We start from the raw sequence: 15,425 nt of genomic DNA, 5'->3' as shown, positions 1-15,425 counted from the left end.
TTCGCGGTCGCGACATCGGCGGCGGCGGGCCCGGCCGCGCCGACCGTCCGGTAGAGTGGAAGCCCGTGGCAGCCGCGAATCGACTCTCCGGGCGGTCGGACAACACGACCCGGCACATCTTCGTCACGGGGGGCGTCGCCTCCTCTCTCGGCAAGGGCCTGACGGCCTCGAGCCTCGGTCGTCTTCTCCGTTCGCGTGGTCTGCGCGTGACCATGCAGAAGCTCGACCCGTACCTCAACGTCGACCCGGGGACGATGAACCCGTTCCAGCACGGCGAGGTGTTCGTCACGCACGACGGGGCCGAGACCGACCTGGACATCGGTCACTACGAGCGGTTCCTCGACGTGGACCTGGGCGGCGAGGCGAACGTCACGACGGGGCAGATCTACTCGTCCGTCATCGCGAAGGAGCGACGCGGCGAGTACCTCGGGGACACGGTGCAGGTGATCCCGCACATCACCGACGAGATCAAGGCGCGCATGCGCGCGCAGGCCGGCCCCGGGGTCGACGTGATCATCACGGAGATCGGCGGCACGGTCGGCGACATCGAGTCGCTGCCGTTCCTCGAGGCAGCGCGCCAGGTGCGCCACGACCTGGGGCGCGACAACTGCTTCTTCCTGCACGTCTCGCTCGTGCCGTACATCGGGCCCTCGGGTGAGCTCAAGACCAAGCCGACGCAGCACTCGGTGGCGGCGCTCCGCTCGATCGGCATCCAGCCCGACGCGCTCGTGCTGCGCGCCGACCGCGAGCTGCCCGACTCGACCAAGCGCAAGATCGCGCTCATGTGCGACGTCGACAACGAGGCCGTCGTCACGGCTGCCGACGCGCCGAGCATCTACGACATCCCGCGCGTGCTGCACTCCGAGGGCCTCGACGCGTACGTCGTGCGCCGCCTCGACCTGCCGTTCCGCGACGTCGACTGGGGCGGCTGGGACAAGGTGACGCACGCGGTGCACCACCCGTCGCACGAGGTCGAGGTCGCGCTGGTCGGCAAGTACATCGACCTGCCCGACGCGTACCTGTCGGTCACCGAGGCGCTGCGCGCGGGCGGCTTCGCGAACGACGCCAAGGTCCGCATCCGCTGGGTCGCCTCCGACGACTGCTCGACCGCCGAGGGTGCTGAGCGTGCGCTCGGCGGCGTCGACGCGGTGCTCGTGCCGGGCGGGTTCGGCGTGCGCGGCGTGGAGGGCAAGATCGGCGCGCTCACCTGGGCACGCACGCGCGGCGTCCCGACGCTCGGGATCTGCCTGGGCCTCCAGGTCATGGTCATGGAGTTCGCGCGCAGCGTGCTCGGGCTGGCCGGGGCGTCGTCGTCGGAGTTCGACCCCGCGACCGAGCACCCCGTCGTCGCGACGATGGCCGAGCAGAAGGCCATCGTCGAGGGCGAGGGCGACCTGGGCGGGACGATGCGCCTGGGTGCCTACGACGCGACCCTCGTGCCCGGCTCGGTCGTGGCGAAGGCCTACGGCACCGAGCACGTCACGGAGCGGCACCGGCACCGGTACGAGGTCAACAACGCGTACCGGGGCGACCTCGAGGCCGCGGGCCTCGTCGTCTCGGGCGTCAACCCCGAGCTCGGCCTCGTCGAGTTCGTCGAGCTGCCCGCGGACGTGCACCCGTACTACGTCGCGACCCAGGCCCACCCGGAGTTCAGGTCGCGCCCGACGCGCGCGCACCCGCTGTTCGCGGGCCTCGTCTCGGCCGCACTCGAGCAGCGCCGCGTCGAGGCGCGGTGACGGTCGCCGACCGTCGGGCGCCGCGCCCCGTGGTCGCGACCGAGGTCGTCCACGACGGGATCATCTGGGACGTCGTGCGCGACACGGTGGACCTGGGCGGGGACGCCGGGACGGTCCGCCGCGAGTACGTCAGGCACCCCGGAGCGGTCGCGGTGCTCGCGCTCGACGACGACGACCGCGTCCTCCTCCTGCGCCAGTACCGGCACGCCGTCGGGCAGGAGCTGTGGGAGCCGCCCGCGGGGCTGCTCGACGTCGACGGCGAGCCGATGCACGCCGCGGCCGCGCGCGAGCTCGCGGAGGAGGCCGACCTCGTCGCCGCACGGTGGTGGACGCTCGTCGACTACCGCACGACCCCGGGCGGGAGCGACGAGCACGTGCGCGTCTTCCTCGCCCGCGACCTGACGCCCGTCGCCGACGCGGACCGGCACGAGCGCGAGGACGAGGAGCGCGACATGGAGGTGCGCTGGGTGCCGCTCGACGAGGCGGTCGGTGCGGTGCTCGCCGGGTCGCTGCACAACCCGTCGACCGTCGCCGGCGTCCTCGCGGCCGCGGCCGCGCGCGCACGCGGGTGGTCCGACCTGCGCCCGGCCGACGCCCCGGTCACGCCCTAGCAGGTCGCCCGCGCCGATCCGGGTGGCCGGGATCAGGTCGTGACGACCTGGGCGACCGCGAGCGGGCCGCGGCGACGCAGGGACAGCACCTGTGCGGTCTGCGCCGCCACGAGGACGGCGGCACCGAGCATGTGGACGCCCACGAGGAGCTCCGGCAGACCGGTGAAGTACTGCACGTAGCCCACGGCTCCCTGCGCGAGGGTCACGGCGAGGAGTACCCGGGCGGCCCGGCGCGGTCGCTCGTGCGTGGCCGCCGGTCGCGTCAGCACGACGAGCGCGACGACGCCGGCCACGAAGAGCCAGACGCTCGCGGCGTGCCCGCGGGCGACGAGCGCGGGGTCGAGCGCGAACCGGTAGCCGACCTCGGCGTCGCCCGAGTGCGGGCCCGCGCCCGTCGTGACGACACCGAGGAGCACGACGGCCGCGCCGAGCGGGACGAGGGCGCGGCTGAGCAGGGTCGTGCGCGCGTCGACGAGAGGCTCCGGCACGCCGTCACCCTCACGGTGTCGCACGACGAGCGCCATGGACGCCGCGACGAGGAGCATCGAGATCGCGAAGTGCGACCCGACCCAGGCCGGGTGGAGGTCGACGAGCACCGTGAGACCCCCCACCACGGCCTGCACGGCGACCCCCACCAGGGGCACCAGCCCGAGTACGCGGAAGCCGCGCGACCGACCGGGGCGCCGCCAGACGACGACCGCGGTGAGGAGCGCGAGGACGCCCAGCACGCCCGTGAGGGTCCGGTTGCCGAACTCGATGTAGGGGTGCAGCGAGGTCGCCTCGTGGAGGACGGGTGCGAACTGCCCCGGCTCGCACTGGGGCCACGTCGAGCAGCCGAGCCCGGACCCGGTCAGCCGGACGGCGCCACCCGTCACGACGATGCCGACCTGTGCCACGAGGTTCGCCCACAGGAGCCGGTGCGGCCACGGCGAACCCGTCCGCGGCACCGACGTCGACAGGTCGACCGACGCGGCGGGGGGTGTGCCGGGGGAGGAGGCGACGGGCACGGTGCTGCTCACGCGACAACGGTAACCGCGCAGCGGGCCCGTCCGGGACGACCTCGTCGGCTCCACCCGCCCGGGACGGCCTCGTCAGCTCCAGCGGAACAGACGGGCGGTGAGCGCGCCCGCGCCGACCGTCCACGCCGTGAGCACGACGACGGGTCCTGCGGGTAGCTCGCCGCCCGTCAGCGCCGCGCGCAGGCCTCCGCCGAGCGCACCCGAGGGCAGCAGTTGCGCGACCGCGCCGAGCGGCGCCGGGAGCAGGTCGGCGGGCAGCAGCACGGCACCGCCCGCCAGCAGGAGCACCCACACGAGGTTCGCGACGGCGAGCACGGCCTCGGCGCGCATCGTCCCGGCGACGAGGAGGGCGAGGGCCGTGAAGGCCGTGGTGCCGAGCACCACGAGGACGACGGCCGCGGGGACGCCCGACGCGACCGGTCGCCAGCCGAGCACGACCGCGACGACGACGAGGACGGCCATCTGCACGGCCTGGACCGCGGCGATGCCGAGAGCCTTGCCCGCGAGCAGCCCCGTCCGCCCGAGCGGGGTCGTCGCGAGCAGCCTGAGCACGCCGTTCCGGCGGTCGAAGCCCGTCGCGATCGCCTGCGACGTGAACGCCGCCGACATCACGGCCAGCGCGAGCACCCCGGGGGCGACGAGGGCGATGCGGTCGCCGGTGCCGAGGTCGACCGCCGTGGTGCGGGTCAGGACGACGAGGAGGAGCACGGGGAGCACGAGCGTGATGACGAGCTGCTCGCCGTTGCGGAGCACCGTCCGCATCTCCAGCCCCGCCTGCGCGGTCACGCGCCGGTACCAGGGGGCGGCGCCGGCGTGGCCGCTCGCGGGCGGCCACGCCGCGGCCGTCGGTCCCGTGGTCGGACCGGTCATCGCAGGCTCCGTCCGGTGAGCTCGAGGAACACGTCCTCGAGGGTGCGCGGTCCCGCGGCGAGGCTCGTCACCAGGAGCCCGGTGTCGTCGGCCCACGCGGTCACGAGCCGCACGAGCCCGGGATCGACCTGCGCGTGCACCTCGAGCGCGTCCGCGCGACGGGGGTCCGCGTCCACCCGCGCGACGACGCCGGCCCGCTCGAGCGACGCCCCCAGCGCGCCGGCCCACGTGGCGGCCGCAGGACGGGTGTCCGCCGGTGCCCGGACCGGGACGACGGTGAGGCGGAGCGTCCCGGCGGTGGTCTGCCCCGCGCCCCCGACCAGCCCGCCAGGGGTCCCGGCCGCGACGGCGCGCCCCCCGTCGACCACGACCACGTGGTCGGCGAGCTGCTCCGCCTCGGCCATCTGGTGCGTCGTGAGGACGATCGCGGTGCCGTCGTCGCGCAGCTCGCGCACCAGGTCCCAGACCGCGATCCGCGACTGCGGGTCCAGGCCCGCACTCGGCTCGTCGAGGAACGCGACCTCGGGGCGGCCGACCACCGCTGCCGCGAGGGCGAGGCGCTGACGCTGCCCGCCCGACAGGCGCCGGACCTGCGTCCGGGCGAACGATCCGAGCCCGAGCCGGTCGCCGAGCTCGTCGAGGGGGCGTGGCCGGGCGTACATCGACGCGACGTGCCGCAGCACCTCGCCCGCGGGCACGGTGGACGGCAGGCCGCCGTCCTGCAGCATGACGCCGACCCGGGGACGCAGCGCCCGGGCGTCCGCCACGGGGTCGAGGCCCAGGACGCGGACGGTCCCGCCGTCGGGGGACCGGAGCCCCTCGCAGCACTCGACGGTCGTGGTCTTCCCGGCACCGTTCGGCCCCAGGACGGCCGTCACCGCGCCCGGGCGGGCGACGAGGTCGAGCCCGCGCACGGCCTCGACGCGCCCGTAGCGCTTGACGAGTCCGTCGACGCGCACGGCGTCGGGGGAGGTGGGCACGAGCACGCAGTCTAGGTCGGGCGGGACCGGGCGGCGGGGCGCGGCCCGCACCGCGCCGCCGTCGCCGTGTGAGGCAGGACACGCGCCCGGGTGAGGCTCGCCTTCGTTGCGGGGAAGCAATTCGACAACAACCATGTTGCCTATATCGACGGCGGGCCCGACCCGTCGCTCTCGGCGCGGCCGCTCCCGGCCCGCCCGGGGCCGACCGGCCCCACGGACGTGGACGGAGGTGGACCCGTGAGCGCTGCTGCGTCGAGCGTCGTCCCGCCCGCCCAGGCCGTCCGCGAGGACGTGGACTCCACGCGCGAGCGCGTCCTGCGCCTCGTGGTCGAGGACGGGCCCGTCTCCGTGGTGGAGCTCGCGGCCGCCCTCGGGCTCACCGCTGCCGGCGTCCGTCGGCACGTCGCGGCCCTCGAGGTCGACGGCAAGATCGCCGCGCACCGCTCCGTGCTGCCGACCGCGGGCCGTGGGCGCCCCGCGCGGCGCTTCGTCGCGACCGACCGCGGTCAGGCCTCGCTCAGCAGCGCGTACTCGGACCTCGCGGCCCAGGCGCTGGAGTACCTCGCCGCGACGGTCGGTCCGGAGGCCGTGTCCGCCTTCGCCGCGCGTCGCGCCGCCGAGCTCACGGACCGTCACGCCGCCGCGGTCGACGCCGCCGGCCACGACGTCGCCGAGCGCGTCGGTGCCCTCGCGGAGGCGCTCTCGCAGGACGGGTACGCCGCGTCCGCGCGGCCCGCGCTGCGCGGTGCCGCCGTCCAGCTGTGCCAGGGGCACTGCCCCGTCCAGGACGTCGCGTCGCGCTTCCCGCAGCTGTGCGAGGCCGAGACGCGCGCCTTCTCCGAGCTGCTGGGCGTGCACGTCCAGCGGCTGTCGACGCTCGCGTCCGGCGGCCACGTCTGCACGACCCACATCCCGACGACACCACTCGTACGAGCAGCATCCGACCGTCCCGCGGGGACCGTGGAGGGAACACGATGAGCGCACCCACCGAACCGATGACCACCGACCAGGAGATCATCGACTCGATCGGCAGCTACGGCTACGGCTGGCACGACTCCGACGTCGCCGGCGCCACGGCCCGCCGCGGTCTGGACGAGGACGTCGTGCGGAACATCTCCGCGCTGAAGAACGAGCCGGAGTGGATGCTCAAGACGCGCCTCAAGGCGCTGCGGCTGTTCGAGAAGAAGCCCATGCCCAGCTGGGGCTCGGACCTGTCGGGCATCGACTTCGACAACATCAAGTACTTCGTCCGGTCGACCGAGAAGCAGGCGACCAGCTGGGACGAGCTGCCCGAGGAGATCAAGAACACGTACGACCGCCTGGGCATCCCCGAGGCCGAGAAGCAGCGCCTCGTCGCGGGCGTCGCGGCGCAGTACGAGTCCGAGGTCGTCTACCACCAGATCCGCGAGGACCTCGAGGAGCAGGGCGTCATCTTCCTGGACACGGACACCGGCCTGCGCGAGCACCCGGAGATCTTCGAGCAGTACTTCGGCTCGGTCATCCCGTCCGGCGACAACAAGTTCGCTGCGCTCAACACGGCCGTGTGGTCCGGCGGCTCGTTCGTGTACGTCCCGCCGGGTGTGCACGTCGAGATCCCGCTGCAGGCCTACTTCCGGATCAACACCGAGAACATGGGCCAGTTCGAGCGGACGCTGATCATCGCCGACGAGGGCTCGTACGTGCACTACGTCGAGGGCTGCACGGCGCCGATCTACTCGAGCGACTCGCTGCACTCGGCCGTCGTCGAGATCATCGTCAAGAAGAACGCGCGCGTCCGGTACACGACGATCCAGAACTGGTCGAACAACGTGTACAACCTCGTCACCAAGCGGGCGACGGCCGCCGAGGGCGCGACCATGGAGTGGGTCGACGGCAACATCGGCTCGAAGGTCACGATGAAGTACCCGGCGATCTACCTCATGGGCGAGCACGCCAAGGGCGAGACGCTGTCCATCGCGTTCGCGGGCACCGGTCAGCACCAGGACGCCGGCGCGAAGATGGTCCACGCGGCGCCGAACACGTCGTCGTCGATCATCTCCAAGTCCGTCGCGCGCGGTGGCGGTCGCACCTCGTACCGCGGACTCGTGCAGGTCCTCGAGGGTGCCGAGCACTCGGCCTCGAACGTCCTGTGCGACGCCCTCCTGGTCGACCAGATCAGCCGCTCGGACACGTACCCGTACGTCGACGTCCGCGAGGACGACGTGTCGATGGGTCACGAGGCGACGGTGTCGCGCGTCAGCGAGGACCAGCTCTTCTACCTCATGTCGCGCGGCATGGAGGAGACCGAGGCGATGGCGATGATCGTGCGCGGCTTCGTCGAGCCGATCGCGCGAGAGCTGCCGATGGAGTACGCGCTCGAGCTGAACCGCCTCATCGAGCTGCAGATGGAGGGCTCGGTCGGCTGATGACCGCCCCCACCCCCTCCGGCGTCGACGACGCCGTCCTCGCGCCCACCACCACCACCACGGAGCAGCCATCCATGACCACGGACCTGTCCACCGACCACAGCCGCGCCGTCGCCGACGGGGCGCACGTGCACGGCGTCGGCGGCATCCCCGAGGCGTCGCGCGCAGCACGCCCGACGTCCTTCTCGCTCGCCGACTTCGAGGTGCCCTCGGGTCGCGAGGAGGAGTGGCGGTTCTCGCCCGTCGACCGGCTCGCGCCGCTGTTCGACGCCGCGGGCGAGGGCCTTCCGGGTGCCGGTCCGCAGGTCACGGTGGTCAACCCGCCCGAGGTGACCGTCGAGATCGTCGGTCGTGACGACGAGCGGCTCGGCCGTGCGGGTGAGCCGGGCGACCGGACGGCCGTCACCGCCTGGAGCTCGTTCGGCGAGGCGACGGTCGTGACGGTCCCGGCCCAGGCGGTCGCGTCGTCGGTCACGAGCATCCGCGTCGAGGGCCCCGGCCACGACGCCGCGAACGGCGGGCACACGCCCGCCGCGACGCACCTGCTCGTCCACGCGCAGCCGCTGAGCCAGGCCCTCGTCGTCATCGACCACGTCGGCCCGGCGACGCTCGCCGAGACCGTCGAGATCGTCGCAGAGGACGGCGCGCACCTCACGGTCGTCTCGATCCAGGACTGGGACGCCGGCTCGGTGCACGCGTCGGCGCACCGCCTGCGCATCGGCCGCGACGCGGTCGTCAAGCACATCGTCGTCACGCTCGGCGGCGACGTCGTGCGGATCACGCCCGACGCGCAGTTCACCGCCGAGGGCGGGGACCTGGAGATGCTCGGCCTGTACTTCGCGGACGACGGCCAGCACCAGGAGCACCGGCTCTTCGTCGACCACGCGGTGCCGCGCTGCAAGTCGCGCGTGACGTACAAGGGCGCGCTCCAGGGTGCGGGCGCGCACACCGTCTGGGTGGGCGACGTGCTCATCCGCGCCAACGCCGAGGGCACGGACACCTACGAGCTCAACCGCAACCTGGTCCTCTCGGACGGCGCGCGGGCCGACTCGGTGCCCAACCTCGAGATCGAGACGGGCGAGATCGAGGGCGCGGGTCACGCGTCCGCGACCGGCCGGTTCGACGACGAGCAGCTCTTCTACCTGCGCGCACGCGGCATCCCCGAGGGGGACGCGCGGCGCCTCGTGGTCCGCGGCTTCTTCGCCGAGCTCGTCCAGCAGATCGGCGTGCCCGAGGTCGAGGAGCGCCTGCTCGCGGCGATCGAGCGCGAGCTCGAGCGCAGCATGAGCGTGCTGGGCGGTGCCGCCGAGGTGACCGCATGACCGCGCAGCTCGCCTGCATGGTCGACGACGTCGCGCCCGGCTCGGCCCTGAGGGTCGAGCTCGAGGGCGAGTCCGGCCCCGTCGAGGTCGCGGTCGTCCGCGACAGCAGCGGCGACTGGCACGCGATCTCCGACATCTGCTCGCACGGCCAGGTGTCGCTGTCGGACGGCGAGGTCGAGGACTGCACCATCGAGTGCTGGCTCCACGGCTCGACGTTCGACCTGCGCAGCGGCAAGCCGCTCGCGCTGCCCGCGACCCGGCCCGTGCCCGTGTACCCCCTGACCGTCGACGGCGACCGCGTGCTCGTCGACGTCGACACCACCGTGAACGCCTGAGGAGACCTGATGACCACTCTCGAGATCCGTGACCTGCACGTCAGCGTCGAGACCAAGGAGGGTGCCAAGCAGATCCTGCGTGGCGTCGACCTCACGGTCCGCAGCGGCGAGACGCACGCCATCATGGGCCCCAACGGCTCGGGCAAGTCGACGCTCGCATACTCGCTCGCGGGCCACCCCAAGTACACGATCACCAGCGGCTCGGTGCTGCTCGACGGCGAGGACGTCCTCGAGATGTCCGTCGACGAGCGCGCGCGGGCCGGCATGTTCCTCGCGATGCAGTACCCCGTCGAGGTGCCCGGCGTGAGCGTCTCGAACTTCCTGCGTACCGCGAAGACCGCGATCGACGGCCAGGCGCCCGCGCTGCGCCACTGGGTCAAGGACGTGCGAGGCGCCATGGAGCAGCTGCGCATGGACCCGTCGTTCGCCGAGCGCAACGTCAACGAGGGCTTCTCGGGCGGCGAGAAGAAGCGCCACGAGATCCTCCAGATGGAGCTGCTCAAGCCGCGTATCGCGATCCTCGACGAGACCGACTCGGGCCTGGACGTCGACGCGCTGCGCGTCGTGTCCGAGGGCGTGAACCGCGTGCGGTCGACCGGCGAGGTCGGCGTGCTGCTGATCACGCACTACACGCGCATCCTCCGCTACATCAAGCCCGACTTCGTGCACGTCTTCGTCGACGGCCGGATCGCCGAGGAGGGCGGCCCCGAGCTCGCCGAGCGCCTCGAGGCCGAGGGCTACGACCGCTACGTCGGCGCCTCCGCCTGACCCCGCGGGCGGGGCCGGTCCATCCGGCCCCGCCCCACCGCACCGCGGGTGGACCACCGTCCCCGCGACCGACCCCGACCGTGGAGGGACCATGACAGCCACGACCGACCCGACGCCCCGCCTCAGCGCGGGCGAGCTCGCGGCCGTGCGCGCGGACTTCCCGCTGCTCGCGCGGACGGTGCGCGACGGGCGCCCGCTGGTCTACCTCGACTCGGCGGCGACGTCCCAGAAGCCCGACGTCGTCCTCGACGCCGAGCAGGACTTCTACCTCCAGCGCAACGCTGCGGTGCATCGCGGCGCGCACCAGCTCGCCGAGGAGGCCACCGAGGCGTACGAGCAGGCACGCCACGAGGTCGCGACGCTCGTCGGCGCGGCCGACGACGAGATCGTGTGGCAGCCCAACGCGACGGCCGCGATCAACGTGGTCGCGTACGCGCTCTCGAACGCGTCCCTCGGACGTGGTGGGGCGCAGTCGCGGCGGTTCGCGCTCGCACCGGGTGACGAGGTCGTCGTCACCGAGGCCGAGCACCACGCGAACCTCGTCCCGTGGCAGGAGCTGTGCGCGCGGACCGGTGCCGTGCTCCGGTGGGTCGGTCTCGACGACGCCGGACGTCTGCGGACCGACGAGCTCGCGACCGTCGTGACGGACCGCACGCGCGTGGTCGCGTTCACGCACGCGTCCAACGTGACGGGGGCGGTGACCGACGTCGGCGCATTCGTGAGCCGGGCGCGCGAGGTCGGGGCGCTCACCGTGCTCGACGCGTGCCAGAGCGTCCCGCACATGCCGGTCGACCTCCACGCGCTCGATGTCGACTTCGCGGCCTTCTCCGGCCACAAGATGCTCGGCCCGACCGGCGTCGGCGCGCTGTACGGGCGGCGCGAGCTCCTCGAGGCCATGCCGCCCGTCGTCACCGGCGGGTCCATGGTCGAGGTCGTCACGATGGAGACGACGACGTACGCGCCGCCGCCCCAGCGGTTCGAGGCGGGGTCGCAGATGGTCGCCCAGGCGGTCGGCATGGGCGCGGCGGCCCGCTACCTCCGCGAGCTCGGCATGGACGCCGTCGCCGCGCACGAGGCGGAGATGACGCGCCTCCTGCTCGACGCCGTCGCGTCCGTGCCCGGCGTGCGCGTGCTCGGGCCGACCGACGAGGCGGACCGCCTCGCGCTCGTCTCGTTCGTGGTCGACGGCGTGCACGCGCACGACGTCGGCCAGGTGCTCGACGACGCGGGCGTCGCGGTGCGCGTGGGTCACCACTGCGCGCAGCCGCTGCACCGCACGCTCGGGGTGGCGGCCTCGGCGCGGGCGTCGGCGGCGGTGTACACGACGGCCGAGGAGGTCGCGACGTTCGCCGAGGCGCTGCGGCGCGTGCGGCCGTTCTTCGGACTGGAGGTGAGCGCATGAGCTCGATGGAGCAGATGTACCAGCAGCTGATCCTCGACCACGCCAAGAGCCCGCACGGGCGCGGGCTGGTCGAGGGCCACGCGGCCGAGTCGTTCCAGGTCAACCCGACCTGCGGCGACGAGGTCCGACTGCGCGTCCACCTCGGCGACGCGGGCATCGACCGCGTGAGCTGGGAGGGTCAGGGCTGCTCGATCTCGCAGGCGTCGATCTCGGTCATGGCCGAGCTCGTCGAGGGCGTCCCGGTCACGGAGGCGGAGCAGCTGGGCGAGACCTTCCGGGCGCTCATGCAGGCGCGCGGCGAGGGGCTGGACGAGCAGCTCGAGGACACGCTCGGGGACGCGACCGCGTTCACCGGGGTCGCGAAGTACCCCGCACGGATCAAGTGCGCGCTGCTCGGCTGGGCCGCGCTGCGCGACGCGCTGGCGCAGTCCGGCGCGGCCACGACGCAGGAGGGACAGGCATGACCACGGAGATCTCGCCGACGACGGCGGCGGACGTCGAGGAGGCGATGCGCGACGTCATCGACCCCGAGCTCGGCATCAACGTCGTCGACCTCGGTCTCGTGTACGGCGTCGTCGTCGACCCGAACAACCACGCCGTCATCGACATGACGCTCACGTCGGCGGCCTGCCCGCTGACGGACGTCATCGAGGACCAGTCGGCCCAGGCGCTCGACGGCGTCGTCGACGGGTTCCGCATCAACTGGGTGTGGATGCCGCCGTGGGGTCCGGACAAGATCACGCCCGACGGGCGTGAGCAGCTCAGGGCGCTCGGCTTCAACATCTGAGCAGACACGACGAGGGGCGGGGACCGCGACGGTCCCCGCCCCTCGTCGTCGTCCGCCCCGCGCCCGCCCCGCGCCCGCCCCGTGCCCGTCAGAGGTCGGTCGCGGAGAAGGTGTCGCACACGGCCGGGTCGACCGCCTCGTAGCCGGTCATGAACCACCGCTGGCGCTGCTCGCTCGAGCCGTGCGTCCACGTGTGCGGGTTGACCTCCCCGCCGGACTGCTGCTGGATGTGGTCGTCGCCGACGGCCTCGGCGGCCGAGAGGGCCTCGGCGAGCTGGTCGGGCGTGATCTCCTCGAGGAACGTCACACCGGTGTCGTCGTCGACCTGCTGGGACGCCTGACCGGCCCACACGCCCGCGTAGCAGTCGGCCTGCAGCTCGACGCGCACCGAGTCCGACGTCGCACCGGTCGCCTGCCGGTCCGCGCGGTCCATGACCCCGGTGATCGCCTGGATGTGGTGCCCGTACTCGTGCGCCGTGACGTACAGCTCCGCCAGCGGACCGCCCTGGGCGCCGAACTGGCTCTCGAGAGTGTCGTAGAAGCCGAGGTCGAGGTAGATCGAGCTGTCGGGCGGGCAGTAGAAGGGGCCCGTCGCCGCCGTCGCGTTGCCGCACCCGGTGGAGGTCGCGGCCTCGAACGCCCAGACCTCGGGCCGGACGAACTCCGTCCCGGAGGCAGGGAGCACCTCGGCCCAGTACTCGTCGAGCGACTCGACCGCCGCCGACAGGCGGCACTCCCGGTCGGTGTTCGCCTGCTCGGCCGTGCACTCGGCGACGGCGCTCTCCTCCTGGCCGGCGCCCGTCCCTCCCAGTCCCTGGAGCTGACCGCTCACGTCGACGCCGGTGAACTGGTAGATGAGGAAGGCGACGATCGCGATGCCGGCGCCGCCGCCCGCGATCGCGCCGCCCTTGCGGGTACCGACGCGACCACCTTCGAACCGACCGCCCTGGCTGAACGTCATGGCGACACGCTAGATCCGTGTCGATCGAGGTGCGCGGCGAGGCGGCCACCCGATCGGGCGACGGAGCGGCACGTCGACGCTCAGTCGACGATGCCGCGCGCCGCGAGGGCCTCGCCGGTCCGGTAGCCGTGCCCGACCATGCGCACCGCGGCAGGGACGAGGACCGCGCGCGGGCTGCGCTCGAGTCCTCGTGCCCGCGCGGCGTCCCTCGCCTCGGCGGACGAGGCGAGCAGGACCGGGACGGCCCGCAGCATGAGGCCGAGCGAGAGCGCGACGACCTCGGGTCGCAGGCCGACGTGACGCAGGGGCCGTGCGAGGCGCGCGACGAGGTCCAGGAGCGCGTCGGCCCGCGTCGTGGCCGTGACGACGGACGCGGCCAGCACGAGCGTCACGAGCTCGGTCGCGACCTCGGCACCGACCTGCCACCCGCGTGCCCACCACTGGTAGCCGCCGACGAGCGCTGCGGTCACCAGCACGGGGAGCAGCCCGTGGGCGGTGCGCCGCGGCGGCATCCGGGCGCTGGCGGCCGCCGCGACGACGACGCCGAGCGCCACGACCGGCAGGACGAGCCCGGAGTGGAGCACGAGCACGAGGCCGAGGACGAGGAGCGCCGCTAGCTTGGCGCCCGCGGGGGCACGGTGCAGCGGCCCGGTCCCCGGGCGGTGCAGCCCCAGAGGGTTCCAGAGGGGTCGTGCCGGTCCCGGGCGGCGGCGCCTCACGGCAGGAGCTCCTCGTGCCGTCGCGCGACGAGATCGCGGTAGCGCGCGATGCCGGGCGCCGGCTCGCCGTCGTAGGCCACGAGGCCGTCGTCGACGACCAGCAGGCGCTCGGCGCGCACGGCCGCGTCGAGGTCGTGCGTGACGAGCACCACCTGCTGGGGGAGCGAGGCGAGGAGGCGGTCGACGTGCGCGCGCCAGCCGAGGTCGAGCAGCGTCGTCGGCTCGTCGGCGACCAGCACGTCCGGCTCGGTCGCGAGCACGGCGGCGATCGCGAGGAGCTGGCGCTGACCCGCCGAGAGCGCCGCGACGGGGACGTCGGCGAGCGCGCCGAGCCCGAACCGACCCAGCGCGTCGCGGGCACGGGCCTCGCGCTCGGCGTCGTCGAGCCCGAGCCGACGCAGCGAGAGCGCGACGTCCTCGAGCGGCGTCGGCATGACGACCTGGGCGTCCGGGTCGGTGAACACGAACCCCACGCGTCGGCGGACGTCGGCGCCCCGCGTCGCGGTGTCCAGGCCGTCGACGGTCACCGTCCCGGCCGAGGGAAGCACGAGCCCGTTGAGCAGGCGCGCGAGCGTCGACTTGCCCGACCCGTTGGCGCCGACGACGGCGACGCGGTGCTCGCCCAGGGTCAGCGACACGGGACCGAGCAGCCGGACGACGCGCTCGCGGCCGTCCGGGTCGGGTGTCCAGGCGGTGACCTGGACGTCCCGCAGCTCGATCATCCGCGGCTCAGCGCCGTGTGCGCCCGAGGTCGGGGAACGACCGCAGGACCGCCAGGGCCACGACCGCGGCGGCGACGTTCTTGAGGACGTCGCCCGGCCAGTAGCGCAGGTCCACGCCCACGAACGCCTCGAGGACGGTCATGTCCAGGCGCGCGACCAGACCGGCGATGCCGAGTGGGTGCACGACGAGCAGGGACGCGCCGAAACCCGCGGCGAAGAGGCCCGCCCAGCGCAGGCGGGGCCGGAGCCGCAGGGCGAGCGTGCCGAACCACCCCGCCAGGGCGGCGGCGAACGGGAACGAGACCAGGTAGCCGACCGACGGGCCGGCGAGCACCGACAGACCCGACTTGCCCTCGGCGAAGACCGGCAGCCCCGCGAAGCCGACGGCGAGGTAGAGGAGGACCGCGAGGCCGCCGCGCACCGGGCCCAGCACGAGACCGGCGAGCACGACCCCGAAGGTCTGGAGCGTGATGGGCACACCGGCCGGCATCGGGATCGACGGCAGGATCGCGCACACCGCCACGAACGCCGCGAACGTCGCGACGAGCGCGACGTCGGTCGCCGCCCGGTGCGCGCCCGCCGCGGGGACGGGGAGGGCGTCGGGTCGCGTGGTCTGGTTCTCGGCCGACATGGGCTCCCCAGGGTGTCGTCGGTGTGGCACCGTCGTCGCGGACGGCGGGAATCAGGTCGGCGGCCAACCTAGCCGGTCGTAGGATGAGCGTCGTTTGTGCCCGGCCACAAAGACGGTCCGGGGCCGCTGGGAGGAAACCTCAGCAGGTGAGAGGAGA

General features: G+C 73.7%; 17 protein-coding genes. 10 read left to right on the top strand and 7 right to left on the bottom strand.

The window, feature by feature from the left end:
• Positions 1 to 65 precede the first annotated feature (65 nt).
• Together pyrG and IEV86_RS03310 are read left to right on the top strand one after the other, a co-directional pair.
• Positions 66 to 1,736, top strand: coding sequence for a CTP synthase (gene pyrG, locus IEV86_RS03315; protein ID WP_043603030.1), 1,671 nt, complete (start codon positions 66 to 68; stop codon positions 1,734 to 1,736).
• Positions 1,733 to 2,347: an NUDIX domain-containing protein gene (locus tag IEV86_RS03310; protein ID WP_043602960.1), complete on the top strand. Its 615-nt coding sequence runs from the start codon at positions 1,733 to 1,735 to the stop codon at positions 2,345 to 2,347. The genes pyrG and IEV86_RS03310 overlap by 4 nt, the downstream gene beginning before the upstream one ends.
• A gap of 32 nt (positions 2,348 to 2,379) precedes the next feature.
• Here IEV86_RS03310 and IEV86_RS03305 read toward each other — a convergent pair whose 3' ends face one another.
• From IEV86_RS03305 to IEV86_RS03295, 3 genes are all read right to left on the bottom strand, one after another.
• Positions 2,380 to 3,366 carry a COX15/CtaA family protein gene (locus tag IEV86_RS03305; protein ID WP_306460049.1) on the bottom strand — a complete coding sequence of 329 codons (987 nt, stop codon included), beginning with the start codon at positions 3,364 to 3,366 and terminating at the stop codon, positions 2,380 to 2,382.
• 72 nt (positions 3,367 to 3,438) lie between these two features.
• Positions 3,439 to 4,236: an ABC transporter permease gene (locus tag IEV86_RS03300; protein WP_052425860.1), complete on the bottom strand. Its 798-nt coding sequence runs from the start codon at positions 4,234 to 4,236 to the stop codon at positions 3,439 to 3,441.
• On the bottom strand, positions 4,233 to 5,216 hold the full coding sequence (locus tag IEV86_RS03295) for an ABC transporter ATP-binding protein (protein ID WP_043603023.1): 984 nt from the start codon (positions 5,214 to 5,216) through the stop codon (positions 4,233 to 4,235). Before IEV86_RS03295 ends, IEV86_RS03300 begins: the two co-directional genes overlap by 4 nt.
• A 237-nt stretch (positions 5,217 to 5,453) precedes the next feature.
• Between IEV86_RS03295 and IEV86_RS03290 the strand changes: the two genes are divergently transcribed.
• The 8 genes from IEV86_RS03290 (at position 5,454) to IEV86_RS03255 (ending at position 12,235) form a co-directional block, all read left to right on the top strand.
• Positions 5,454 to 6,194, top strand: a complete 741-nt coding sequence (locus tag IEV86_RS03290; RefSeq protein ID WP_052425859.1) for a helix-turn-helix transcriptional regulator — start codon at positions 5,454 to 5,456, stop codon at positions 6,192 to 6,194.
• Positions 6,191 to 7,621: a Fe-S cluster assembly protein SufB gene (gene sufB / locus IEV86_RS03285; protein WP_043602958.1), complete on the top strand. Its 1,431-nt coding sequence runs from the start codon at positions 6,191 to 6,193 to the stop codon at positions 7,619 to 7,621. Before IEV86_RS03290 ends, sufB begins: the two co-directional genes overlap by 4 nt.
• 74 nt (positions 7,622 to 7,695) lie before the next feature.
• A complete protein-coding gene (gene sufD, locus IEV86_RS03280) occupies positions 7,696 to 8,943 on the top strand; it encodes a Fe-S cluster assembly protein SufD (protein WP_043603020.1) in 1,248 nt (415 codons plus the stop codon).
• Positions 8,940 to 9,278, top strand: a complete 339-nt coding sequence (locus tag IEV86_RS03275; RefSeq protein ID WP_043602957.1) for a non-heme iron oxygenase ferredoxin subunit — start codon at positions 8,940 to 8,942, stop codon at positions 9,276 to 9,278. Before sufD ends, IEV86_RS03275 begins: the two co-directional genes overlap by 4 nt.
• Before the next feature lie 9 nt (positions 9,279 to 9,287).
• On the top strand, positions 9,288 to 10,046 hold the full coding sequence (gene sufC / locus IEV86_RS03270) for a Fe-S cluster assembly ATPase SufC (protein WP_043602955.1): 759 nt from the start codon (positions 9,288 to 9,290) through the stop codon (positions 10,044 to 10,046).
• 91 nt (positions 10,047 to 10,137) lie between these two features.
• Positions 10,138 to 11,448 (top strand): SufS family cysteine desulfurase, encoded by a 1,311-nt coding sequence (locus tag IEV86_RS03265; protein WP_043602954.1) that lies wholly within the window; start codon positions 10,138 to 10,140, stop codon positions 11,446 to 11,448.
• The gene (sufU, locus tag IEV86_RS03260; protein ID WP_043602953.1) at positions 11,445 to 11,912 is read left to right on the top strand and encodes a Fe-S cluster assembly sulfur transfer protein SufU; all 468 of its coding nucleotides are present in this window, start codon (positions 11,445 to 11,447) and stop codon (positions 11,910 to 11,912) included. The genes IEV86_RS03265 and sufU overlap by 4 nt, the downstream gene beginning before the upstream one ends.
• Positions 11,909 to 12,235 (top strand): metal-sulfur cluster assembly factor, encoded by a 327-nt coding sequence (locus IEV86_RS03255; RefSeq protein ID WP_043602950.1) that lies wholly within the window; start codon positions 11,909 to 11,911, stop codon positions 12,233 to 12,235. Before sufU ends, IEV86_RS03255 begins: the two co-directional genes overlap by 4 nt.
• Before the next feature lie 88 nt (positions 12,236 to 12,323).
• Here IEV86_RS03255 and ypfJ read toward each other — a convergent pair whose 3' ends face one another.
• The 4 genes from ypfJ to IEV86_RS03235 all read right to left on the bottom strand — a co-directional run bounded on the left by ypfJ (position 12,324) and on the right by IEV86_RS03235 (position 15,268).
• On the bottom strand, positions 12,324 to 13,196 hold the full coding sequence (gene ypfJ / locus IEV86_RS03250; protein ID WP_043602948.1) for a KPN_02809 family neutral zinc metallopeptidase: 873 nt from the start codon (positions 13,194 to 13,196) through the stop codon (positions 12,324 to 12,326).
• 80 nt (positions 13,197 to 13,276) lie between these two features.
• Positions 13,277 to 13,915 (bottom strand): CbiQ family ECF transporter T component, encoded by a 639-nt coding sequence (locus IEV86_RS03245; RefSeq protein ID WP_043602947.1) that lies wholly within the window; start codon positions 13,913 to 13,915, stop codon positions 13,277 to 13,279.
• Positions 13,912 to 14,637 (bottom strand): energy-coupling factor ABC transporter ATP-binding protein, encoded by a 726-nt coding sequence (locus IEV86_RS03240; protein ID WP_043602945.1) that lies wholly within the window; start codon positions 14,635 to 14,637, stop codon positions 13,912 to 13,914. Before IEV86_RS03240 ends, IEV86_RS03245 begins: the two co-directional genes overlap by 4 nt.
• Positions 14,638 to 14,644: 7 nt before the next feature.
• A complete protein-coding gene (locus IEV86_RS03235) occupies positions 14,645 to 15,268 on the bottom strand; it encodes a biotin transporter BioY (RefSeq protein ID WP_043602942.1) in 624 nt (207 codons plus the stop codon).
• Positions 15,269 to 15,425: the final 157 nt, after the last annotated feature.

Source organism: Cellulomonas carbonis, from assembly GCF_014636275.1.
Taxonomy (GTDB): Bacteria; Actinomycetota; Actinomycetes; order Actinomycetales; family Cellulomonadaceae; genus Actinotalea; species Actinotalea carbonis.
Note: the sequence above shows the minus strand (reverse complement) of the source record. Positions and strands in the feature narration are given on the sequence as shown.